The 21,622-nt window shown below is 49.3% G+C and carries 24 protein-coding genes and 1 pseudogene; 2 read left to right on the top strand and 23 right to left on the bottom strand.

Translation table 11 applies throughout. The features are described 5' to 3' along the window. The first annotated feature begins 205 nt into the window (after positions 1 to 205). The gene (locus CKQ54_RS23510; protein WP_120163648.1) at positions 206 to 937 is read left to right on the top strand and encodes an SOS response-associated peptidase family protein; all 732 of its coding nucleotides are present in this window, start codon (positions 206 to 208) and stop codon (positions 935 to 937) included. On the opposite strand, the gene CKQ54_RS23505 is transcribed toward CKQ54_RS23510, so the two are convergent. Both CKQ54_RS23505 and umuD read right to left on the bottom strand, forming a co-directional pair. After that, positions 909 to 2,174 (bottom strand): Y-family DNA polymerase, encoded by a 1,266-nt coding sequence (locus CKQ54_RS23505; RefSeq protein WP_120163647.1) that lies wholly within the window; start codon positions 2,172 to 2,174, stop codon positions 909 to 911. The two genes, CKQ54_RS23510 and CKQ54_RS23505, sit on opposite strands and share 29 nt — an antisense overlap. Beyond that, positions 2,174 to 2,596, bottom strand: a complete 423-nt coding sequence (gene umuD, locus CKQ54_RS23500) for a translesion error-prone DNA polymerase V autoproteolytic subunit (RefSeq protein ID WP_120163646.1) — start codon at positions 2,594 to 2,596, stop codon at positions 2,174 to 2,176. Before umuD ends, CKQ54_RS23505 begins: the two co-directional genes overlap by 1 nt. 80 nt (positions 2,597 to 2,676) lie before the next feature. Between umuD and CKQ54_RS23495 the strand changes: the two genes are divergently transcribed. Further along, entirely contained in the window at positions 2,677 to 2,913 is a 237-nt protein-coding gene (locus CKQ54_RS23495) for a DinI-like family protein (RefSeq protein WP_120163645.1), read from the top strand. An 839-nt stretch (positions 2,914 to 3,752) separates the two neighbouring features. Here CKQ54_RS23495 and CKQ54_RS23490 read toward each other — a convergent pair. The 21 genes and pseudogenes from CKQ54_RS23490 to CKQ54_RS25625 all read right to left on the bottom strand — a co-directional run bounded on the left by CKQ54_RS23490 (position 3,753) and on the right by CKQ54_RS25625 (position 21,598). Beyond that, positions 3,753 to 4,130 carry a hypothetical protein gene (locus CKQ54_RS23490; protein ID WP_147412507.1) on the bottom strand — a complete coding sequence of 126 codons (378 nt, stop codon included), beginning with the start codon at positions 4,128 to 4,130 and terminating at the stop codon, positions 3,753 to 3,755. Between the two features lie 194 nt (positions 4,131 to 4,324). Then, positions 4,325 to 4,519, bottom strand: coding sequence for a hypothetical protein (locus CKQ54_RS23485; protein ID WP_112288446.1), 195 nt, complete (start codon positions 4,517 to 4,519; stop codon positions 4,325 to 4,327). Positions 4,520 to 4,606: 87 nt separating this feature from the next. Then, positions 4,607 to 5,833 (bottom strand): tail fiber domain-containing protein, encoded by a 1,227-nt coding sequence (locus CKQ54_RS23480; protein ID WP_120163644.1) that lies wholly within the window; start codon positions 5,831 to 5,833, stop codon positions 4,607 to 4,609. Positions 5,834 to 5,907: 74 nt separating this feature from the next. Further along, entirely contained in the window at positions 5,908 to 6,918 is a 1,011-nt protein-coding gene (locus CKQ54_RS23475) for a DUF6453 family protein (RefSeq protein ID WP_120163643.1), read from the bottom strand. Then, positions 6,918 to 10,097, bottom strand: coding sequence for a TipJ family phage tail tip protein (locus tag CKQ54_RS23470; RefSeq protein ID WP_120163642.1), 3,180 nt, complete (start codon positions 10,095 to 10,097; stop codon positions 6,918 to 6,920). The genes CKQ54_RS23475 and CKQ54_RS23470 overlap by 1 nt, the downstream gene beginning before the upstream one ends. Positions 10,098 to 10,156: 59 nt before the next feature. Next, entirely contained in the window at positions 10,157 to 10,747 is a 591-nt protein-coding gene (locus CKQ54_RS23465; RefSeq protein ID WP_120163641.1) for a tail assembly protein, read from the bottom strand. Between the two features lie 58 nt (positions 10,748 to 10,805). Next, positions 10,806 to 11,216 carry a hypothetical protein gene (locus CKQ54_RS23460; protein WP_208644644.1) on the bottom strand — a complete coding sequence of 137 codons (411 nt, stop codon included), beginning with the start codon at positions 11,214 to 11,216 and terminating at the stop codon, positions 10,806 to 10,808. 8 nt (positions 11,217 to 11,224) lie between these two features. Next, positions 11,225 to 11,662 (bottom strand): zinc ribbon domain-containing protein, encoded by a 438-nt coding sequence (locus CKQ54_RS25900; RefSeq protein WP_120163639.1) that lies wholly within the window; start codon positions 11,660 to 11,662, stop codon positions 11,225 to 11,227. Between the two features lie 66 nt (positions 11,663 to 11,728). Continuing rightward, the gene (locus tag CKQ54_RS23450) at positions 11,729 to 12,439 is read right to left on the bottom strand and encodes a C40 family peptidase (RefSeq protein WP_120163638.1); all 711 of its coding nucleotides are present in this window, start codon (positions 12,437 to 12,439) and stop codon (positions 11,729 to 11,731) included. Positions 12,440 to 12,441: 2 nt separating this feature from the next. Then, positions 12,442 to 13,197, bottom strand: coding sequence for a phage minor tail protein L (locus CKQ54_RS23445; protein ID WP_120163637.1), 756 nt, complete (start codon positions 13,195 to 13,197; stop codon positions 12,442 to 12,444). Further along, positions 13,194 to 13,532, bottom strand: coding sequence for a phage tail protein (locus tag CKQ54_RS23440; RefSeq protein ID WP_120163636.1), 339 nt, complete (start codon positions 13,530 to 13,532; stop codon positions 13,194 to 13,196). The genes CKQ54_RS23445 and CKQ54_RS23440 overlap by 4 nt, the downstream gene beginning before the upstream one ends. A gap of 3 nt (positions 13,533 to 13,535) precedes the next feature. Continuing rightward, positions 13,536 to 16,514 carry a phage tail tape measure protein gene (locus tag CKQ54_RS23435; protein WP_120163635.1) on the bottom strand — a complete coding sequence of 993 codons (2,979 nt, stop codon included), beginning with the start codon at positions 16,512 to 16,514 and terminating at the stop codon, positions 13,536 to 13,538. A gap of 220 nt (positions 16,515 to 16,734) precedes the next feature. After that, positions 16,735 to 17,076, bottom strand: coding sequence for a phage tail protein (locus tag CKQ54_RS23425; protein ID WP_120163633.1), 342 nt, complete (start codon positions 17,074 to 17,076; stop codon positions 16,735 to 16,737). A gap of 60 nt (positions 17,077 to 17,136) precedes the next feature. Beyond that, positions 17,137 to 17,591: pseudogene (locus tag CKQ54_RS23420) on the bottom strand (phage tail protein). A 13-nt stretch (positions 17,592 to 17,604) separates the two neighbouring features. Next, complete coding sequence (locus CKQ54_RS23415) at positions 17,605 to 18,015, bottom strand: HK97-gp10 family putative phage morphogenesis protein (protein WP_120163631.1); 411 nt, start codon at positions 18,013 to 18,015, stop codon at positions 17,605 to 17,607. Then, entirely contained in the window at positions 18,012 to 18,401 is a 390-nt protein-coding gene (locus CKQ54_RS23410; protein ID WP_120163630.1) for a hypothetical protein, read from the bottom strand. The genes CKQ54_RS23415 and CKQ54_RS23410 overlap by 4 nt, the downstream gene beginning before the upstream one ends. Further along, positions 18,394 to 18,729 carry a phage head closure protein gene (locus CKQ54_RS23405; protein ID WP_120163629.1) on the bottom strand — a complete coding sequence of 112 codons (336 nt, stop codon included), beginning with the start codon at positions 18,727 to 18,729 and terminating at the stop codon, positions 18,394 to 18,396. The genes CKQ54_RS23410 and CKQ54_RS23405 overlap by 8 nt, the downstream gene beginning before the upstream one ends. Positions 18,730 to 18,739: 10 nt before the next feature. Continuing rightward, the gene (locus tag CKQ54_RS23400) at positions 18,740 to 19,066 is read right to left on the bottom strand and encodes a head-tail connector protein (protein ID WP_120163628.1); all 327 of its coding nucleotides are present in this window, start codon (positions 19,064 to 19,066) and stop codon (positions 18,740 to 18,742) included. Beyond that, on the bottom strand, positions 19,063 to 19,932 hold the full coding sequence (locus CKQ54_RS23395; RefSeq protein WP_147412506.1) for a phage gp6-like head-tail connector protein: 870 nt from the start codon (positions 19,930 to 19,932) through the stop codon (positions 19,063 to 19,065). Before CKQ54_RS23395 ends, CKQ54_RS23400 begins: the two co-directional genes overlap by 4 nt. Positions 19,933 to 20,056: 124 nt before the next feature. Beyond that, positions 20,057 to 21,424: a phage portal protein gene (locus tag CKQ54_RS23390; RefSeq protein WP_120163626.1), complete on the bottom strand. Its 1,368-nt coding sequence runs from the start codon at positions 21,422 to 21,424 to the stop codon at positions 20,057 to 20,059. An 18-nt stretch (positions 21,425 to 21,442) separates the two neighbouring features. Next, a complete protein-coding gene (locus CKQ54_RS25625) occupies positions 21,443 to 21,598 on the bottom strand; it encodes a hypothetical protein (RefSeq protein WP_167459683.1) in 156 nt (51 codons plus the stop codon). Positions 21,599 to 21,622 lie beyond the last annotated feature (24 nt).

Below are 21,622 nucleotides of genomic sequence, written 5' to 3'. Positions count from 1 at the left end.
TGACGCAGCAGCAGCGCGAAGAAATATTTTAACTTTCTGATTAGCAAAGCAAATACATCTGTTTCTGCAATTTTTAACTTGTGAAAGGTGGTGTTTATAACTGCATGAATTTACGAATAATATAATTAGTTGTGCAGAAGGACTGACTACCCCATCAAGTTATCTTCAAGGTCTATACTTATGATCCACCAATGGAGGATTTTATATGTGCGGACGCTTCACTCAGTACGAACCCCGATCTCATTACATTGAAGTTCTCTCGCCTGATAAAGAGTTCGCCAGCAGCATCGATGATATACCGCTCGACCGTTACAACGTCGCACCCGGTTCACGCGTCCTTTTGCTCAATCAGCGCGACGATAAAATGTTTCTCGATCCTGTTAACTGGGGATATCAACCTGGCTGGGCGAAAGAATCAAAGCGGCCACCGATGATCAATGCGCGTGTTGAAACGGTGGCAACGAGCAGGATGTTTAAACCGCTATTCGAGCATGGGCGTGCATTAGTAATGGCGGATGGCTGGTACGAATGGAAGAAAGACCAATCTAACGCTAAGATCAAACAGCCGTACTTCATCTACCATAAATCACATGTCCCGCTGTTCTTTGCGGCCATAAGCCAGTATCACCCTGACGCAGCCGAAACGCCGGAGGATGATGGCTTTGTAATCGTGACCGCTGCTAGTGATGAGGGACTGCTCGATATCCATGACAGACGCCCGCTCGTTCTTGACCGCACACAGGCGCTGGAGTGGCTGGATGGTGACACTCTTCCAGAACGCGCATTGGAAATAGCCGAGAAGGAGTCCGTGCCGTCGTCAAAATTCACCTGGCATCCAGTTATGCAAAAGGTCGGCAGCATTCGGAACAACGGGCCTGAGCTGATAAAACCGATAAATGACCCACTGGTTAGACTTTCACGCGCATCAAATCACTGAAGCGCGTGGTATAGGCGGGTGAGAGCATCTGACGTTTCATCTCCCAACTCTTTTGAATACCTTGCCCCGCAAACCAGACTCGTCCTTTTCCACTGTGGTTGATACCATCGAGAACAGCCATGAGCTGCTCACTATTTGTACGTGGCTTGTACTCATCGAATAGGCCCAGTTGTGCCACCCCTTGGCTATAGAAGTCACCCAGCATCACTCCACATTTTTGAAACCGGTGGCCATCTTGCCAGATTGCATCCAGGCACTGCGTGGCAGCGGCTACTATATCGCGACTGTCTTGAGTAGGTATCTGCAGTTTTGTACCTGCAGTTTTGCCGTAATACAGTTCATTCATAGCGAACGGGCTGGTTTTGACGAATGCTGAAATATGGCGACAGTACTGATGCTCACCGCGAAGCTTCTCTGCTGCCCGCACTGCATGGCTGCAGATAGCTTCACGCATCAGGTCATATTCGCTAACGCGGTCACCAAATGAACGAGAGCAGACGATCTGCTGTTTGGTTGGCGCAAATTCTTCGAGTTCTAAACATGGCTCCCCACGTAATTCCCTCACGGTTCGTTCTAATACAATATTAAAGTGTTTTCGTATCAGCGGCGTCGGAGTGTCTGCCAACTGCAACGCAGTTTTAATGCCCATATCATTAAGTTTTTTGGAAATGCGCCTGCCAACTCCCCACACATCCCCAACTTCCACCAATGCCATCAGCTTACGCTGCCTGGCAAGTAGAGACAGATCAACCACACCGCCGGTCTTTGTCCATTTCTTTGCAGCATGGTTAGCTAGTTTGGCTAGGGTCTTAGTCGGTGCAATTCCAACACCTACGGTCAAACCAGTCCACCGAAGAACCTTAGCCCTCACCTCGCGTCCAAACTCTTCCAGATTCTGGCAATTACTAACCCCTTGCAGGTTCATAAATGCCTCATCAATTGAGTAAACCTCCACGGCTGGCGACATTTCTTCCAACACCGTCATCACCCTCGAGCTCATGTCTGCATACAGCGCGTAATTGCTGCTAAAGGTCACTATCTTGTGACGTTCAAAGAGATCACGCATCTTAAAGAACGGGTCCCCCATCTTAATTCCTAGTTTCTTCGCTTCTGTACTGCGAGCAATTACGCAACCGTCATTGTTGCTAAGAACAACCACTGGCCGCCCTTTCAAATCAGGACGAAACACAGTCTCGCAGCTGGCATAGAAGCTGTTCACATCGGCAAGGGCAAACATTACTGGAACCCATTAATACTGAAAGTGACGACTCCAAACACTTCAAGTTCATCGCCACCGTCATGAAGAACGATCGGCGGGAAATCTGGATTCATTGGCACAAGCTGAACAACTGGATGAGTGCAGAGACGCTTCACGGTGTACTCACCAGCCAATGATGCAATGATGATGTCTCCATGCTTAGCCTGCAGGCTTCGGTCAACAACAAGTAAAGACCCTTCGTAGATTCCAGCATCGACCATCGACATGCCTGTCGCCATCACGAAGTATGTAGCTGCGGGATGATTTACACAAAGCTCATTTAAATCAATACCTTTCTCAATGTAGTCCTGTGCTGGTGAGGGGAAACCTGCCTGCACTTTGTCTTGGAAGAAAGGTATTAGAAGCTTCAATGGGTCTGGTATTGGGTAAAAGATGTTCATATAATAACCTCACAAAATACTGTTTATGCATACAGTATAATCACGTGATCTTGTGATTGTGAAGGGTAGACTGCGGGTAAATTCTTAGAGGGCTGATCTGCAAAGCAATAAAAAGCGCCGGTGCCGTCGAGGCATTGAAAGAAGAATTCCAGAAAAGGCTTGATGATCATTACACGGGCGCGACGTTCGCAGTTCGGCGTGTTCATAGCGATGGGCTTTCTGTGATGGGAGGTACGGCGCGGGATAAAGAAGTGATCGACGTGATGCTGCAGAATACGTGGGAAAGCGCGGAGGGCTGGTATCAGCCTGGTTCATGAAATTTGAGGCCAATATTGACGCCATAAAAAAACCAAAATTATATTTTCTCCGTCATGACAGCAACCGGCCACCGAGCCGGGTTTTTTGTGCCTGTAATCTGGCAAAATCACCGCCCTGCACTATTCTCATATCAGCTGACGTAGAACAGCAAGCCTGCCAAGGCTATGCATGCCTATCTTCTGATAACCCACCTTATACGTGGGTTCTTTTTTACCCATAGATAGCTTTTTCTTCGCCCTGGACTAAAATTGAAAATGGATGGAGTGACTACCTACCAGTACTAAGTAATGTTGATAACCTTGATATTTGCCCGCCGTTAACGCGGGCTTTTTTTTAACTACAAAACTAATGTTACTTAACCCAAATTTTATTTATCAGCTATTGTTAACAAAGGAGTAACACTCCTGTTCCGAACTAAATTTTTTGTGATGATTCACTGGCCCTCTTCGCGAGGGCTTTTTTACTGTACCTGAGTGAACACCCTTGTAGGTTACCTAAGCCGGAACTCATGAAGGTTGTTATTCAAACTCCAACCACAATAACTATATGGCACAGATAGAAAATAAAGAACGATTGGTTTTTCGATCGGTAATAACGATCAATAGTTGCGTTTCGATCGGTAATTACCATTGGAGTCCTAAGGGTATTCAGCGGAAGATTGCATAAATTTCTGAGGACTACGAACATTGTGAAAATCATACTGCTTATACTCATCGTTCTGGCGATTGTTGCTGGGCTGATTTGGTGGGTTATGAAATCGGGTGCCGATGATACGAATGATGATTATTGAGCGAAAAAAAAGCCCGCCGAAGCGGGTTATTTTAAAGCATACAGTCGACTAAATTTTTGAACCGTCGTTAATCATCAAATATCGAAGCAAACCTTCATCAGATGCCTTTCTAGCCGGGTCATTGCTGGCAATCAGGTAAAACGAAGTCGCCAAATCGTAGGGAGCTTTGTCGGCCGATTGGATGGTAAACGTTAATGCTGAAGGGGTAATGGAAGAGCTGCAGGTCATATCCCAATGAGATGCATCTTTCTCAATGGCTTTACAGTTGGTAGGGCCGTAACTATACGACATTTTGCTACTCACAGCTGTAATAGCTTCTTGAACATAGACCGGGTTATTCCCACCGCTATAGCTAGCGAAGGCAATGCCACCCACTAACAACAGTGGCAATCCATACAAAGCTGCGTTCCTTTTTTTCACTTTCAACAACTCCAAAGCAGTATGTGAATTAAGAGTACTCCTAAATACACTGCAAAGAAATGTCAGAAGATTGTAATTTTTTTTACATTATGTTTCTAAATGCAAATTAAACTCCTAATATTTTGTTTACGATAGAGTTTTTAGATTGTTCCGGACTAAATTTTTATCCAGATCCACTAACCTTCCCCGCTAAGCTTTCTTTAAGATTTACCTATTAGCAGGTCAATAGCTTTCCAAAATCTATCCTTGTGGTGCAGATGAACTACCTTTTGGTGCTTTTGCTCCAACTGAGTAATGATTGTTTCAACGCTTACTATCTTACCTTCCTCAAGTACCGTTATAACTGCCTCACCAATTTCCTGCCGTATTTGTGAATATTCTTCATCTGTAAGCATAAGCACCTCGAAATAGTTTTCGTGAGCCTAGCATAGGATGACTTGAAATAGGGCAAATTGGTGTGAATGTTCGGCATGGAGAGAAAGTTATGAAGTGGGTTCTTTTGACATGGCGGTCAGATTTTCGGGGCCGATGTAAGCTTCCATTGCCGCAACCTTTTCTGAAAGCTCTTTGATAGCCTGCACTGCCAGCGCAATAACACCGTTGTATTCCACAGTGTACGACCGTTTCGATTCGTCACGCTTGCTGGTCAGCTTGGTAACACTGACAGTCTCCGTCACGGTGGTAGTGTTGCCTTCATCGTCCACAACTTCTCTTTCTACCTGCTGTTCCTCAGTACCGTATTCGTCATTCTCATCGAATATAGAACCAACGGCTTCCGGTAACACTTTCATCAGATCTTGGGCAATCACTCCCGCTGATGGAGTGCCGTCCGTTTTCCATGCGAAAGTTACACCGTCAATGGCATTAATTTTATCCAGAGCATTGGCGATCGGCGTAATGAAGTCTTTCTTGTCCCGGTCCGACGTCTGAATAAGTGTTGTACATTGAATATTCCTCGGGACGATTAAGTCACCACTTGCCGTATGTTGGAAATATTTCACGGTGGCGTTTACGCCGGTGGCCATCGTTATATCACCAGAGTTTTCGGCATATATCCGTGAGTAAGGAAGATTGTTTCCCTGCCCTGCCATGAAAGTGATAAAAAATGGCCAACCACCGCCAGATGCCGATGCCCTGAGATTTAACTGAGTTCCTTCGATAGCAATCGTACCGTTTAATGTTGCTCCATCGGTTATAACGGGAGCAGATGTGGGTGCTGCTCCTAAAGAACTGCGAGCCGCCGCGGCTGTGGTAGCGCCAGTGCCCCCTTGATTTACCGGAACAGCGCCACCGACTTTAGTAGCCATGTTCGTTACCAGGTAGTTCCATGATGGGCCGGTAAAAGTGGAACCGTCAGGAAGCGTTACAGTGATGTTGCCTGTGCCACTGTAGACCTGTTGCCAGTTAGCTTTGTCCAGATTTAAACCGCGGATAGCCCTTGCAGTGTCAGCGGCCACCTGCGCGGTGATACCTACCAATGTTGCATTCGGTACCGCAGTCCATGCATTACCTGTCGCGGTAGGTCCACCATAAGCTGTAACCAGAGTTAATGCCGTGGACGAAGTAATTGTTTTGACACCTAGCGTATAGGTCACCCCGCCGACAATAGCGACAACGAAGTCACCCGCTTTTAAATCGGCGGTGAAGGCAGTTCCGGTACCGGTGACGTTTGCTGAATTATTGGTTAATGCGATTGTGCCTGCTGACATGTTTTTCTCCGGGCATTAAAAAACCCGCCGTAGCGGGTTGATGAGAATGCTTAAAATTTTGAGGAAGTATGGCGTTAGAAATAATCTGTCGCCCATAGAAACGGCAGTGGCTTACTGGCGTAACCGACCACCTGCTGATTAGGATTCGTTGAATCACCACCGTTGATAAAGCTTGTGGGCCGTCCGAAAAATGACGCTCCACTTCTGGCCATGCCGAGATGGCACCAACTCTGCGCTGCGAGCTGGCCGCCAATTTTCATAATCGGCACCATTGGCTGCTGTGCCTGATCCCCAGCACCGAATGCGGTGGCCGTTCCATTTGATGCTGGAGTATTTATGTTTCCCCGGTACATCATCGGTGTTTCGGCGCTCGTAAAACTGATCCCGCCATCAATCCCACGGACCGCAATACCCCAGGCTGGTACCACAGGCGTTTTAATGGTGAATACGCAAATTTTGATAGCGATATTGATCCCCGCCTGACTATTGGCACTGCTGTAGCCTTTAAGCGTACGGCTTGCCTCGTCGTATATCATTCCAATATTGGGGTCATCCCAATAACAGAACACGGTGGAATTTGCGCCCACTGGAAGAGTAAGGTTTCCCGTGAACCCGCCGTTGTATGAATACGTCAGAAATAAGCCTGAATTGCTGTCCACGACATAAGGGAAGGAACCGCCGGCGGCCACAGCGAAACCAAAACCGCCCTGATTTATCTCGCCCGGGTAAACACAGTACACATTGACCAGTTTTGGACGATCAGCCGAACTACTGGCAAAACTCGGGCTTTGCAAGTTGGTGGTTAAATCCAGAGAGGCTGTCACCGTCCTTGCATTGTTGTCCACGCTGATTGCCAGTGATTTGAACTGCATGGCCGCAGATATCGATGTTTTTAATATCGCGACCACGTTATCCGGAATGGCGACCAGTTGTGAACCCGCCGGGCATTTCGCCGAAAAATCTGCTGATGAGGTGTTTACGTTACCAATACTGGCACCAATCGAAAGACTGCCGATCCACGTTAATGGCCGGCTGACTGACATGTCGTAACTTTTGGCACCAGCGACTGCTATTCCGAAAGGCATCAGCTTAAATCCCCCACCTTAACTTTCCAGTTCCCGACGCTGTCATAAACACGTAATCCACGACCATCCAGCGTGATGCTGCCCTGTCCCGCAGTGGCCGATTTAAACGTAAAGCCGGTGTTCTTATCGAGATTCCATCCAGTACCCGAGGTCGCGTAATTATTCGACTGGATATAATTACCGATCTTGGCATTGGTAATCGTCCCGTCCTGGATAAACGCATCACTGATAAACACTTGGCCATTCACCACGGCAAATGGTGAATACTGCGTGTCACCCGATCCCGACATCAGTACGAACTGGTTTGCGTTAAAGCCCACCCGCGTCACCACGGGCTGGCCTGCCTGCGCCAGCACAGCGATAGACATACCTGCGTTGTACATGACGCCACCGATCCGCACGCCGGTTTTCAGGGTGTAAATAGCTGAAGCACCGCTGGCATCAACAACGGCCGTTAGTTTGTCCTCGAGCGCCGCTGTTACGTCCCCGATTTGCGCCTGAACCTGAGTGCTTAAATCAGCCAGTCCCTGATCGACTTCTGCGATTGTGGTTTTCACAGTCAGAATATCAGCGCGCACCTCACCGTTCTGGGCAAACTGGTGATCAACGGTTGAGTTGAGGTTCAAAGCATTTTGCAGAATGGCATCAATGTTGGTTTCAATGTCACCGGTCAGCCGGTCACCGTCGGCTGAGTTCAGGAAGTCATCAGCGATATCGCCCAGATAATCATCGGCATTATCGTTCACCATCCCTCTGATCCAGTCGGTATATCCCGACTCATTTCCGGTTTTATCCACCAGCTGCGCGCGATACCAGAAAACCTGACCTGCCCTTAATCCCATCTGAGTATAAATTGCCTGCGGATAGGGGACATCAGACAGCAACAGCGGGTTAGACTGATCAGAATTCGGCGTGTACTGAATCTCTGTTTTCAGCGTGTCCGAAGTGTTTTCCGGGAAGCCCCAATTCAGTTGAATACCCCAGTTGATGCCGGTGGCCGTGAAACCTACCGGTTTCGGCGGGTTACCTTCTTTGCCGGTCAGAGTCACTTCTACGGAATAACCCCACCCGCTTGATATTTCCGCTGCATTGATAGCTCGCACACGCACCAGATAGCGGCCAGCGTAGATGCCTGGCACTTCGAATGAAGTGGTTGAGCTTCGCGGTACGTTTACCCAATTGCCGTCGTTGCGTCGCCATTGGGCCTCATAGGCGATAGCATTCGTCGTTGCGTCCCACGTCGCCCGCATGGTCTGAACGCTGATCCCCTGATTGACCACGGAATAGGAACCGATTTGAATGTTGGCCGGTGCCGACTGACTGCCCGGAGGGATAACACTGATCGGGCGTTCATCGATAATTGCGCCGGTATCGATGCGCGCATATTTATCCGGATCGTGATACGCCGCAGAAATGGTGAAGGTATTGTCGTTGTTGTCAGCCACGCTGAGTACGCGGTATTGCTGCGCATACAGCTCGTCTGTTTCTACCACCCAGACGCTTTCCGACTCCGGGGTTTCACTGTAAGCCGTGGTGACAGTGACAACCTTCCCCGACACCGACTGAATTGTGCGTGACTGAGCTGCACCTGAGGGAAGGTTTAAAATAAGCCGGCCGCCGGCGACAACATCCGGCGCGCGGTCCAGCGTTATGGCCCTGCCATTCACTGAACTTATGCGACCGCCCATAACTTTACCCGACAGCATTTCATCGGCGACCCCAATGATGTAACCCGGCTGAGGGATCATGCCATCCAGACCGACAGCGAAAGTTATCACTCTGTCTTTGTTATTGGTCAGGATCCCCCAGCGCCCTTTCCTGTTAGCCTCTGATTGCCGCGTGCAGCCAATAGCCGTCAGTTCTAACTGGTTAAATCCGTAACGAGTAACCAGATCTTGTTCAAAAACGGGTTCCATTGCGTCAGCGTAGGCATTGTCCGGATCAGACCATGACACAAGGGCCGTCGTGTATCGGGTCTTGGTGGTGCTGCTTGAGTAGCTGAACTGGCCGTCAATAACGTTCGCGCGCGTATAGCTGTAATCGATATCGCGCGGCATGTCGGCCAGTGCAACAATCTGATTCCCGCCCCAGTACGTCATGCCACGGAAGATCGCCGCAAAGTCTCTCAAAACCGTATAGGCGTCGTTTCGACTTTGTACGTAAACATTGCAGATATAACGCGGCTCTGTGCCGCTGCCGCCTTTTCCGTCCGGTACCATCTGATCGCAATATTGTGCGACCTGGTAAAGTTCCCATTTGTCGGTGTTAGCCGCGGTGAGACGGTTGCCTAATCCAAAGCGATCAGTGACCACAAGGTCATAGAAAACCCACGCAGGATTATCTGACCATGCCCATTTGAAAGCACCGGTCCATGTACCGCTGTACGTGCGTGTCACCGGATCATAATTATCAGGTACACGAATAACGCGGCCCTGTGGCTCGCATGAAATTTGCGGAATGGAGCCATTGAACTGACTGGAATCAAATTCGATATACAGCAGCGCGGTGTTCGGATATCTCAGTTTTGCATCAATAACTTCCGTGTAACTCTGGATCGTCATTGCATCGCCAATCTTGGCACTGTTCGCATCTGACGTAATCTTGCGCAGACGAATTGTCCAGGTGGTGCCCGCCGGTGGCAGGTCAATGCGATGGCTACGCTCATACCCCGAGGTAGTTTTCCCAGTAACAGCTGTATTAACAACTGTCTGAAATGCGCCGCCGCCGGTCTGCAGTTCAATAATGTAGTTGATCGAATACCCAACCAGATCACCGTCATCTTCTTGCTTAAATAAAGACGGCCATTTAAGACGCAAGCGAATAGCTGAGAGTTGGGTATTCGTGAATGTATGCGTCCAGGCTACGGCGCTTTTAACTTCAGTGCCGACGCTTATTTCGTTTTCCGTGCCCGGCAGCCCCTGAATGTAGGATTGTGCCTGCGTCCCGGCGCGGAACTCCCACACCACCCCGCTGAAATTGCTCGAACCGTCACTGTTCAGAAGCGGCGTTCCGTCCAAAAAAATGGATTGGCCTGTTAGGCCACCGCCAAATTCACCTTCACCCAGAGCAATAAGCAGTTTTGCTTTCGCGATAGACTGAAGGTCATCAGGCTGTTCTACAGGCGTACGAGATGAAGAACTGCCGCCCTTGCGGCCTTTTATTTTGGTTGCGGTTACCATATTGCGCCCATAAAAAAAGGCCGCCTGAGCGACCTTAATGGAAGAATTGTAGGTAGGGTTTACTGCTGATCTTCGACATAAATCCCGGCGGAAATAATAGCACCGCCGATTCGGCGTTTCCCATACAGAAGCGGTACCGGATAGCCCTGAGCAGCCGTATTTGTGACACCGCCGAAGGCGTAAGATGCTTGGTTATCTGCATCTTGCTTACTGGATAAACCAGCAGTTTGTGGTGAAAGTAATTGGATTACACCTCCCAGCGCCATCGATGCACCCATCGCATATAAAAATGGAGATGCGGCAGCAAACGGGGTAAAAGAAACCACAAATGCAGCTGCAATGATAACAGCGCCGAGAATTGTCTGTAGAAGCCCTGCCTTTTTACTTCCAATTATCAGGGGGATAATTTTTATAACCTCTTCCGTGACCGGATAACCTAAATCATCCTCTCCTATGTTCTTCTTTCCTCTGAATACAGCGTAAGTAATCCCTCTTTGTTTACTATTATTCATATAGCGTCCAAATTCAGGGATTGTACAGCTTAATGCTTTTCCTACTTCCCCCACTGTTCTGATGAGTCGGTGATGGGTTTTCCCAAATATTTTCCCCAAAGAACCGCCAAGCTCAATTTTAGTCATTATTCCTTGCATAAAAATCCTCATAAAAAAAGCCAGCTCTTAGGCTGACTTTGTTCGCTAATCGGTTATGTCAATATTCAGTGGTCGGCAGAATGTCTACATTAGCACTTTGATCAATAAATATGCGTAGGCTTCGTGGTTGTGCTTCTTTGATTATAAATTCTCTCTCTCTTTTTGGAGCCCCATTGCATAGGCCTGATCCTATAAATCCAGCACCGACAATCAATTCACCAGGCTCGACGTATGCGACAACTTTTTCGCTGGTGTTCAATTCAGCAACTTTATTGCCATTAATAAATGCGGTTATTGCACATGCACTAGCAATCATCCCTTTATCTCTAATGATTGTCACAGGCACGTATCCTTGTCTAAATTGGTAGGAAGAGGACGCTTTGACCTCTTTTGCTAGGCTTGAAGATACTGGCGTTGTCGAGCACCCTGCCAGACCAAGTGCCAACAATGAAATAAGTATATATCTCATAGTCATCCTTAATAATGCATTCGAGAAATGATTAAACTTACACCTATAACGGCAAAAATACACAAAACCGCTACCAATAAATATATAGGATATGAAGAATCATGATTAACTTCATCATTTCCAGCAGCTATTTCGGTCAAGGGATTCTTTTCCACATTGCTTCCACAGTGCTTACATTTTATGGCTTCTGGACTGATCCTCTCCGCACAAAATGGACACTTCACTTGCTTTAAATCCGAGCTTTTAAGCTTATCGGCAAATATAGCCAGCAACAGCCCGCATAGGCTTATGAAGCCTCCAAGTATTATTCCATTTTGTCTTGTAGACATCAGTCCAATGTTATTTACTCTATACCCATTTCCAGCTAAAACACTCACATCCATTGTGAACGCTGATATAGCGAATATGATACCAACCACTAAAATCATTAAACCTAATATCCGCATTTCCCTATCCTCTAATCCATAACAAGTAATAGCATCCTACCACCAGATTATAGCAAGGCAATGCTGTTATATAAGATTCATATGTCGGACAATTTTCATTGTCCGCTCTTGCCAGTACCCACCATAAGGTACCCGATTACTGAGCATGCCATACATATGGTGCAGAAGCATATTGCCTTCCAGCAGGATCCCAGCGTGATTCCATTTATTGGATTGAACCTGCATGATCACCATATCGCCAGGCATAGGCGGCCCGCTAAATTCTCGGAACCCGCATTCATACCAGCAGTCCTGATAAAAATTATCCGGATAGTCATTCTCCCACCATGGGTAATCCACGCGGTAATCGGTAAGTTCGATGCCGTGCGTTTGCCTGTAATAGCTCATGACCAATCCCCAGCAATCTGAATGCCCGAGTACAAACGGGCGCTCGAGCAAAGGGAGTTCACCGCGCGGCTGGATGGTTCGAAAATCCCCCTCCGGCCAGCTCACAATATGCCAGGGTAATTCGGTTGCATCGCACTGCACCCTATCCAGTTCGCTGGGCTGCGTCGTTGCATCAGGATGGCTGTGAACGATAGAAATAACCGTTCCCCAATCCTCAGCATCAGTGTATCCCACAGGATCAAGATGAAAATCTTCGGTGGGGTTAGCTGCCAGATTTGCACAAGGAAAGTAACGTTCTACCCGGCTTTTCTGTGCAACCACGCCACAGCATTCGTACGGGTAGCTCTGCCGGGCATGTTCAAAAATAGCCTGCAGGGTTTTATCTCGCATATTCAGCTCTTAATCAGAGAGGTGCCCGGGAAGCCGCCGAACGGCAATTCGTTGTTTGCCCCGAAGCGGGGCTTGCAGCCAGAGTTCAGCGTGCCGTTGCATACGTCGAGCGAGGGATCGCTAACCGGATTACCATGCTTATCGAAATAGTTGGTACCGGCGTAATCACATCCATCCCCTGAACGGTATTTTCCACGAATGCACCAGGTGCAAAGAGAATGAAGTTGCCGCGTCGGGATCATCAATCCCTGCAAATCCATCGGGCTGCTCAGCGTGAACTCAACAGAGATGTTGGTTTCCATGCTCTTGCTGTCGACGTAGAAAACCTGCAGCTTTTCCTGCGTGGCGTCCGCCGTGGCATTCCCGCCCGCAAAGTTTCGGGCGTCGAGATATTGCGCCAGCGTATCGTGAATCGTCACCACGGCCTGAAGCATGTCATCGTAAGCCAGACAAAGGGCCGTGATCGAACCGTCGAGGTTTGCCACTGTCAGTTTTGGCTGCGCACTACTGCCGCTGGTTGATGCTTCGATTCCCTCAATCTGAACAGGCCAAGCTGAATATTCGTTACCCTGCCACCAGATGGATTTCGCTGGCAGTTTCGATTCATCGCCACCGGCGGCCACGATTTCTGCCTCGGTGTATGCCAGATTGTAATTGTGAAACCGAAGCACTTCGCCCGTGCCAAAAGCGGTGCCGTCCACTTCAAACAGGCGGACAGTGTCCCCCGGCTCTAATTTCTGATAATCACTGTTTATCATGGTTTGAATGCCTGCTCAAAAGTGGCTGTGAGTGTGTAGTTATCTCCTCCCATCGGGACCGCTTTATATTCATAACAACGCCAAAAACCCAACGGATTGAGTGGTGGCTTCCAAAGAAATGATTTAGTCCCGCCCATACGATCGAGAAAGTCCAGAATTGGCTGAATGTATTCCTCTGTGCCGATGAAACTCAGATTCCATTCTTGTGCGCGCGGATTAATCCCATCCCCCGCGACCTGTGTATAGCCATCGCCAAAACTGGCCTTTCTTACGCGGTGTTTTACATCCGCCTCAGCGTTCACCCGTGGATACCATGTGAATGTTTCAATAGCCATTTATCACCTGCTTTTTATAGCATTCCAAATATCGCCACCTGGGCGTAAATCCTTTGACTTATTCTGCTGATAAAGTTGGTTAACGTAGTTAGCGATCTGCGAACCGAACTGTTCCCAGCCAGAAGTGGATTGCGATGAAGAATCGCCGCTGCTGTCGATGGTGATATACACCTGAGGTGCAGCAGAGGCGGTCGTGCCCGCAGAACTCCCACCGACCGCGCGCACCCCAAGCGAACCATCAGATCCCCGCGTTAGCGGCATGATAGCTTCCGGCCCCGCTTCGCCCATCAATCCGGCCCCCTTCGCAAAAGCGAACATGGTCGGCGAACTTACGATGCCGTTACTGTATGCACTCAGACTCGGTGAGTTATAAACGCCCCCCTTTGCATTCAATGAAAGATTGCTATAGGCACCGGTTGAAAAACCACTCGCTGCTGTGCCAGCTCCAGAAGCCGCTGCGCCGGAACCAAACAGGCTAGTTGCTGCCCCAAAGATGCCCTCTAGTGCGCTGGACATAGCGATCCGCGCAGCGATTTTTGCCAAATCGGAAAGAACAGATGTAGTAAATGATTTAAAACTGAATTTACCTGTTGTGGCAAAAGTCGCCAGAGAATCAGTCATGCTGTCGAAAAGGCCAGATGAGAAAGTGGCAATCTGGCTATTTGCATCACGTGCGCTGTCAATCCAGTTAAGCGTACCGCGGCGGAAACCCGCACTGTAATCCTGTTCAGCGGTGAGTTTGTCCTGATTGGTTTGCTCAGTGATCTGCAGCTCTTGTTGTTTGGCATTCTCCAGATCTGCCAAACGGGCCTGATATTCCGTTGACGATTTATCAGTGAAGTCTTTTTCAAGAGCAATCCGGCGTTGGTTGAATCGGTTGATGATTGCGTTTCGCGCATCAGCATCTGCGGACTCGCTGTCAGACTGGCTGTATTTACCGAGATTAATCGCGGCTTCTCGCTGCATTGCATCCGCTTCTTCCGTCCATTTACGGCTTTCGTCCTGGTACTTCTGCGAAACCTTCCGCAGCGCGGCTTCTTTCTCTAACTGGACATTTGATTGCATCTGCGCACGAATCTGCCCCTGCATGTTGACCAGGCTCTGTTGACTGGCATTCAGGGTTTGGCCTTTCAGCCCCGCAATTTTTTGATCAAACGCTGCCAGTTGACGTTCCGAGTCGGTCAGCGCATCAGTTGTTTGTGCTTGCTCCCGCAACACAGCATTTCGCTGCTGAGCCTGTTCCAGAGCGCGCTGGCCTTCGCTCTCACCAGAGGTTGACCGCGGCTTATTCTTTTTGGTCGCTTTATCGTATTCATCATTAATCCCCTTCAGGATGTTCTGATACTCAGATGAATTGGACGAATAAATACTGTTGTTGAGTTTTTTGATAGCTGTCGCGCGCTTCTCAGCAGCGCTGGTACCCTCGGCCAGATAATTTTTCAGGCCTGCTGAATTCTTTAACCTTTCATTTTGTGCTTCCGCATAACCGGCTTTACTGGAAGCAATGAAACGACGCGAAACATCATCAAACTGCTGCTGCGCAACCTTCGCTTTATCAATTGCCCCGCCGAGCGCTATTGAGGATTGCTCCCCGGTAGTTCCCCACATTATCCCGAGGTTCTTCACCGATTCAGCTGTCTTATCGACTTCAATCCCCAGTTCTGCAAGACGCTCTTTTTCTGCCTGAATTGCCGCCTCGATCAGAATTTGACTGGCCTGCGCAGCTTCACCGCGTTGGCTTAACGCCATGACCTGGCTGATGACTGAACTGCTCAGAGCAATTCCTGATGCCGTCAGTTTTTCCATCGCGGCTACAGGCTCACCACGAAGCGACGTCAGAGAATTAACCAAGTCCTGAGCACTGCCACCGGCCTGAGCATAGGCATTTGCCAGAGTCGCGACGTTCGTTAACATCTGTCCGCTAAAACCCCCTTTAACCGATGCTGTAATGGCATCGACCGCTACATCAGTGTTCCCCAGTTCACCATTCAGTTTTTTAAGGTCCGAAGCTGATACAAGGGATGACGTGCTCAGGTCGAGCACGGCAGCATTGAGTTTCTTGGTTTGCTCTTCTGCTTTTTTGAATTCGGTGTAAAGCAGTGTGCCGCCCGCGGCCAGCACGCTCAGACCAATCCCGACCGGCCCACCAAGCAGGCTCATCGCACCACTCAGTGCGCGGCTGCTGGAGGCGGCAATACGCTGCGTAATGGAAAGTTGGGTATTTGCCGCCGCCGCCGCCTCCGTTGCGCCAACCAAAGCCGCCTTGCCTTCCGTTTCAGCCAGATCCGCAGCAATCGCAGACGCTTTTGCCGCTTTCAACTTATCCAGTCCGCTGGCTTCGAGACGGTTTGCTTCGATGATCGCTCGTTCGTTTTTCAGGTGTTCATCCTGATAACTGACGCTGAGACCGTAAAGCTTGTTAACTTCGGTTTGTTTGGCGTAATACTCATCAAGCGCGATGGCCTGATCGCGCTGCGCCTGCGCGGCCACAATCGTTTTTTCAGCAATAGCGGCCTGGTTAATGGCTGCCTGTTTTTCTGCCTGAGCCGCCGCTATCTGTGCCTGTGCGACTGTTGCCAACTCAGCAGCGGCGTTTTTTGCGGCTTCTTGCTGCGCCTGCCAGCCGCTGGTTGAACCATCAAGCTGGCCTTTCAGTGAATGAACGGCCGGGATCAGTGCATTAATGATCGTGCTGCTGGCTACATTGCTGCCAGCAGCCACCTCATGAAGCACAAAGTTAAGCTGGCCGGCGCCACGGGTCGCTCCGGCAAACTGGTCGGCACCTGCACTTTGGCCGCTAATATTTTTTGCCGCCGTGACGGTCTTTGCAATGGCTTCAGACAATTCGTTTGCCTGAGACGTCGCTTGTTCGTTGAATTTCTTGCTGGCTTGCCCTGCCTTCTGATACGCATCTGTAATCTGAGATTTGAAGGTTGCCGAATTGAGATGCAGGGCAACTGACAGGCTTGCGACATCACTCATTGTCCAAGGATCCTCATAACATCGGCACACTGCCGGTCAGCAGGGGTATTGGTGGCAACAACCGGCGCCGCCGGGTCAGGCGGTTCGGCATTACCGGAAAGAGAGAACCAGGCCTCCCAGTGCAAAAGAATTTCAGCCGGTAAGTTGGCAATTTTCCGTGGGTCAGACTCCCCGAAGCGCTCAGCCAGTGAAAAGACCAGCCTCAGCCAGGGGGAGTCCCTTAGTTTTTTTTCGCTTCCTCGAGCGTGCCGTAACTGTGACGCTGAACTTTGGTCAACGCCTCAATGAGCGACGCATAGGAATGGGACTTCATCAACTCATCCGGTGCCGGAAGGTCTTGAGCTGGCAATCCATTTTCATCGACCAGGGAATTCAGGACAAGTGAGGCACCGGCGAGCGCCATGTCCCGGGTGTTACCATCAGCGCGAAGTTGAGCGGCTTTGTCTTCAAAATCGGCCAGTTCGTAGGCCGTGAGTCGGCGAATAAATAGCTCCGTACCCAATAAGACGATCGGATGAGCGACAGTTTCGGGGGACAACAAGCGGGATTTAAGGTCTTTCATTAAAATTCTCCATTAAAAAAGCCGCCAATATGGCGGCCTCAAAGGTTATTAGGATGGTGATTAACTGCCCGGCGCCGTATAGCCCCAGTCGATGTTGTTCTGTTTACCGTTGACAGTGATTTGAATAACATCACTGGCCGGGGCTGTGATTTCATTCAACTGCCAGCCAGACAGTGCCATTACCATTGTCGCGGTACGCCCGTTCGGCAGCTGGATGTAAAACTGCACGGTTTGACGCTGTTCTGCAGCATTGATGAAAGCTGTAAAGCTGGTGTTAGACGGGTCATCGACAAATCCGAGTGATTTTTCAGGGCCTTCCGGCAGATCAGAAATAAACTGTTTCTGTTTATCAATCAGGGTCGTGCAGTCAACAAAGGAACCCGTGGCACCTGTTGCCCCAAGCGCTTTACAGTTAATCAGCGGCTGCATTTCCGCCACGGTATCGCCGATCCCCCCCACAGAACAACTGTTCCAGCGGGGAGCATTGCGTATTCCGGAGAGCTTTTATCTGCCATTTCATTGCCTCATTTAACGATTGTTTTCGATACCCTCACGGAGACGTACCGCAAGAATGCTCAGTATTTTGGTACGATTAAAGTCCAGCGCAGGCCGCATAAAAGGGCTGGCGACCTGTTTGACAGTGCCAAATTCCTGCGCCAGCGCTTTCTGTGTATGTGCTTTGGATGGACCAACCCTGATGGTGACAACGGTAAGATACCGGCCATCTTTCATTCGATTACGGGAGGTGGTTTTGATGTTGTCACGCATATGCGGACCGGGGCTTTTCTCATCATAACCGGCATGCTGCTGCATATCGGCGCTGACAATTTGCATCGCCTCCTTACCCGCATTAGCCATCACTTTCACAGCTATTTTTTCACCCATAGCTGCAAGTTGCCTTTCAAGTTCTTGCAGTCCCTTTACCTCCATTCTGATCATGATGAATCCTCATAAAAATAAATGATGTAGTCCCTTACAAGCCGGTATTGCACGCTGTTGCTCGGCAATGTGGTGCAGTCCTGAACAATGCCACCGCGCTCAACGTACTGGACTGGATAATCCGCGATTTTTCCATGCCTTATATCGCGCCATGCTTCCCATATGGCACGGTCCAGTTCCACGACAGCGGTATAATCATTAACCTTATAAATCGATATCTGAAACCGTCCTGCGGTTAGGCCCGTACGCACCAACCCACCACCTACCTCAGGATCGGATATGCGCTGGAAAGTGATCCCTTGCTGGACCGGATCAGGGAGTAGCAGAGGATAGACTGGCAGGCCGGAAAGTCCGCCGAGTGCCTTGAGGATGGCATTTTCAATCATGGCGTGTATCTCTCTCAGCCTTGAGGATCAGCCGGTCTTTCAGGCTGTGGTCAACCGACACAACGGTGTAGCTTGCGTCCTTCCACTTCACCTTCCAGTCGATACTCACGGCGCGCCCGGACCTGATGGTGAAATGCCAGGTTTCGACAACCTGTTGCTGGTCCAACGTCCTGATCTTTCTGTTTGATTTCATTTCAACTGCCGCCCAGACTTTTGCAACATCGACAGGAACGTCTGGCAAAGGCTCGCCAAGGGGACCCGTCGATATATTTATGACTTGAAGCGTTATCTGTTCAGTGAGCCTGCCGGCTTCGAGACCCGTTGTCATAAAATCATCCTTAAACAACCGTTGGAGTATGGAGGGTATAAATGAAAGCAGTCACGCTAAAAGGAAGGTTGCCCTGAGAGTAACGCTGTTCCTCTTCTCCATTTTTTACTCTGTCGAAAATGCCCACCAAAATGAGAGTTGAGCGTTTGACTCTTTGTAAAGCCTCCCCCTCTATGACTTCTCCGGAATCATCAATGATCAATGAGCGTGAGCCCTTCACGTAATCCAAAATCACAGCACTGGCCTGATAAATCGCCTCCTGCAGATCATTATCAGCAGCATCAGTATCAATACGGAGATAGGACTTCACCTCGTCAAGCGTAACCAGCCCGATCATGATTTTGCCCTCGCATCCCGCCCGCGCTTAACCGCAAGTTTCCATCCTTTTGAGGACGGCTCACCTGGCTTATCGGTTGTCTCTGCGTGGCAATACCAGACCGACCCTGCCCATGTGACGCTGTCGCCGGGTAAATACTTTTCACCGTCTTTGAATATGTCGCGGTAAATCATTACCGGTATGCTGAAGGATTTCTCGGTCTTAGTGCCGCTGGCCAGCTGAGCAGTGATGGTAAATTCACGCTCATTGGCCTGGCTGATATCAACGGAGGAAATGCCATCAACCAGACATTCCCAGCCATTCAACCCGGTTGTTTTCTGGTATGAGCGCCATAATCCACCGTGATGTATTGCATAACTGCCGCGTGGGTATGATTTTTCTTCATCGATGCAGGGCATTATTTCTAACTGCAACGCATCTTTGCCGTCTTCTCCCGGATCACCGTCTTTTGGGGAAGGAAGAGCAGACACAGCTTCTTTTACCATCTGTTGAATGTCAGGCAGTTTCGGGGGCGGGATTTGAATTCCGTTAACAGCCTTCTCGATCATGCCTTCAATGTCAGGAAGCTCAGGTGCTTTCGGGGCCTCAGGCAGCTGAATAGCAGAGACTGCATCTTTAACTAACTGCTCAACATCGGGTAAAGCCGGCTGCGGAATTTGAATTCGATCGACGGCCTTATTTATCATGCCCTCAATATCAGGCAACTCAGGGGCTTTCGGAGCTTCTGGCAGCTGAATAGTTGAAACCGCATCTTTCACCAGCTGCTGGATGTCTGGCAATTCAGGCGCGACGGGGACAGCAATCTGCGCTAAAACAGCCCTGGCAATGGCAGCTTCATCAGGTGATGCCGCTGAAACCATTTTCACCTTTTCTTTCAGGTTTTCAATTTCCTGAGATTGCGCAGACAGCGCACTTTCATACTTTTGCTGCACCACAGCCAGTTGTTCTTTGACCGCCTCTCCGACAGCCTTTAGCAGTGACATGTCACGTTCATTCATGAGTAAGCAGTCCTTTCAGCATTGCCCTGACCATGAATTGCTCAGGCTCGGACAGAGCCTTATTGCTTTCATTCTCTGCGGGCGGTGTTGGCGTCGGTGCGATAGTGGTTTGAGATTTATTGCCCGAGCTAAAGGGATCTTCCTGAGCATCTCGCCTAGCAAGCGCAGACAGGCTGTAATTTTGTTGTTGCATATAAGCCGTATCCCCGCCTTCAAGTGGAAGCATGTTCTCTTTATTTCGCGCCTGATTCGGCGTAAGAAAACCAGCACCAATGCCTTCGCTATAGGTTTTGTATCGCCCTTCTGTATCCATCCGTATCAGGACGTCGAGGTCAAACTCAATACTAGTCTGTGGGTCAAGCTCGAACGCCTCATCCAGCAATAGCTCAATAGCCTCGATATGCGTTTGAAGGCACTGGGAGTAGTAGCCCTGATCTAACGCCTCAATATTGTTATAAGACGGGGTTGTCGCGGTATCGACCTTGTAAAGTGGAACATGGAAAGTTGAGCAGATAATTTTGGCAGTCAGGTCAAGTTGTTCAACCATCTGAGCATCGACCGCCGTCATCGCAATTGTCATAAACCCTGCGCCATCCGCCAAAAGCCCCGTTTTACCGGCGTTTGCCCCTGAATAGCCCTCATCCCATGCGTTTTTAATTTCCCTCGCCTTATCAGCATCAACCGCGCCGGGTACGGTGATCACCCCGCCGGGCTTACCGCCATTTTTAAAGTGGTTGGCTGAATTCGTGAGGATTGCATCGCCCTGCATTGCAGTCAGGCCACAGGCGTAGATAGGAGATAATCCGCAAAGAGGATGAAAAAAACAGTTGAACCGGTCGTGAATCATCTCGCGAGCAGGAACCATTACCTCAGCTTCCAGACCATTAATGTTGTCTGGCCGAACCTGATAGAAAATTTCTCCATCATCCGTCACATATGGGGTCACCTTGTTGGGGTCAAGCACGCGAAGTTGCTTCACTGCTCCAGCGGCGTCCCGTATTTTTAGTGCGTATGTGTTGCCATCCGACAGCTTGGAGTTCATCCATGACTCAAAGAACTGCATTCGTGTTTGAAAGCTATTCGGCTTTCTCAGCAAAGTAGAAATTTTCTGATCGGCGTGCTCAGTCCAGATCCCACTGCTTACCTTTTTTTTCAAAAGCAGCGGCATTTTTGCGATGTCGGCGGATATCAAAGAAATACAGGAGAACACGGCGTGATAAGCCAGAACGGTTGCGCTATCAACCTCTATGTTTCGTTGCCAGGCACCCGTGAAGGATTCAAATATTCTCCTCCATGATCCCCCGTTAGCAGCCTGCAGCGCTTTTTCTTCTTTTGGTCTTTTGCGGAAAAAACTTAACATCGCTGCCTCTCCTGAGTTTTATTCTTTTTTTCGCGTTTTCGTTTTTTTCTCGACAGTGTCAATGATTTCTACATGACCCGTTAAACGAAGTACTTCGGCATAATCGTCACGAATAAATCGCCTTTCACCGGCATGTGCATCGTGTGTATCTTTCAGATAGCGAACTTGTTTCATGCAAAGCATGCGGGGGTTTCCCCC

The sequence above is a fragment of the Rahnella variigena genome (assembly GCF_003610915.1).
Lineage (GTDB): Bacteria > Pseudomonadota > Gammaproteobacteria > Enterobacterales > Enterobacteriaceae > Rahnella > Rahnella variigena.
The sequence above is the reverse complement of the archived record's forward strand: the minus strand, read 5'-3'. Positions and strand labels throughout refer to the sequence as shown.

Excerpts from the sequence above, each read along its gene's own strand:
- CKQ54_RS23510 (WP_120163648.1), top strand. The coding sequence starts at position 206 with ATGTGCGGACGCTTCACTCAGTACGAACCCCGATCTCATTACATTGAA.
- CKQ54_RS23505 (WP_120163647.1), bottom strand. The coding sequence starts at position 2,174 with ATGTTTGCCCTTGCCGATGTGAACAGCTTCTATGCCAGCTGCGAGACT.
- umuD (WP_120163646.1), bottom strand. The coding sequence starts at position 2,596 with ATGAACATCTTTTACCCAATACCAGACCCATTGAAGCTTCTAATACCT.
- CKQ54_RS23485 (WP_112288446.1), bottom strand. The coding sequence starts at position 4,519 with ATGCTTACAGATGAAGAATATTCACAAATACGGCAGGAAATTGGTGAG.
- CKQ54_RS23480 (WP_120163644.1), bottom strand. The coding sequence starts at position 5,833 with ATGTCAGCAGGCACAATCGCATTAACCAATAATTCAGCAAACGTCACC.
- CKQ54_RS23475 (WP_120163643.1), bottom strand. The coding sequence starts at position 6,918 with ATGCCTTTCGGAATAGCAGTCGCTGGTGCCAAAAGTTACGACATGTCA.
- CKQ54_RS23470 (WP_120163642.1), bottom strand. The coding sequence starts at position 10,097 with ATGGTAACCGCAACCAAAATAAAAGGCCGCAAGGGCGGCAGTTCTTCA.
- CKQ54_RS23465 (WP_120163641.1), bottom strand. The coding sequence starts at position 10,747 with ATGCAAGGAATAATGACTAAAATTGAGCTTGGCGGTTCTTTGGGGAAA.
- CKQ54_RS23460 (WP_208644644.1), bottom strand. The coding sequence starts at position 11,216 with ATGAGATATATACTTATTTCATTGTTGGCACTTGGTCTGGCAGGGTGC.
- CKQ54_RS25900 (WP_120163639.1), bottom strand. The coding sequence starts at position 11,662 with ATGCGGATATTAGGTTTAATGATTTTAGTGGTTGGTATCATATTCGCT.
- CKQ54_RS23450 (WP_120163638.1), bottom strand. The coding sequence starts at position 12,439 with ATGCGAGATAAAACCCTGCAGGCTATTTTTGAACATGCCCGGCAGAGC.
- CKQ54_RS23445 (WP_120163637.1), bottom strand. The coding sequence starts at position 13,197 with ATGATAAACAGTGATTATCAGAAATTAGAGCCGGGGGACACTGTCCGC.
- CKQ54_RS23440 (WP_120163636.1), bottom strand. The coding sequence starts at position 13,532 with ATGGCTATTGAAACATTCACATGGTATCCACGGGTGAACGCTGAGGCG.
- CKQ54_RS23435 (WP_120163635.1), bottom strand. The coding sequence starts at position 16,514 with ATGAGTGATGTCGCAAGCCTGTCAGTTGCCCTGCATCTCAATTCGGCA.
- CKQ54_RS23425 (WP_120163633.1), bottom strand. The coding sequence starts at position 17,076 with ATGAAAGACCTTAAATCCCGCTTGTTGTCCCCCGAAACTGTCGCTCAT.
- CKQ54_RS23415 (WP_120163631.1), bottom strand. The coding sequence starts at position 18,015 with ATGATCAGAATGGAGGTAAAGGGACTGCAAGAACTTGAAAGGCAACTT.
- CKQ54_RS23410 (WP_120163630.1), bottom strand. The coding sequence starts at position 18,401 with ATGATTGAAAATGCCATCCTCAAGGCACTCGGCGGACTTTCCGGCCTG.
- CKQ54_RS23405 (WP_120163629.1), bottom strand. The coding sequence starts at position 18,729 with ATGACAACGGGTCTCGAAGCCGGCAGGCTCACTGAACAGATAACGCTT.
- CKQ54_RS23400 (WP_120163628.1), bottom strand. The coding sequence starts at position 19,066 with ATGATCGGGCTGGTTACGCTTGACGAGGTGAAGTCCTATCTCCGTATT.
- CKQ54_RS23390 (WP_120163626.1), bottom strand. The coding sequence starts at position 21,424 with ATGTTAAGTTTTTTCCGCAAAAGACCAAAAGAAGAAAAAGCGCTGCAG.
- CKQ54_RS25625 (WP_167459683.1), bottom strand. The coding sequence starts at position 21,598 with ATGAAACAAGTTCGCTATCTGAAAGATACACACGATGCACATGCCGGT.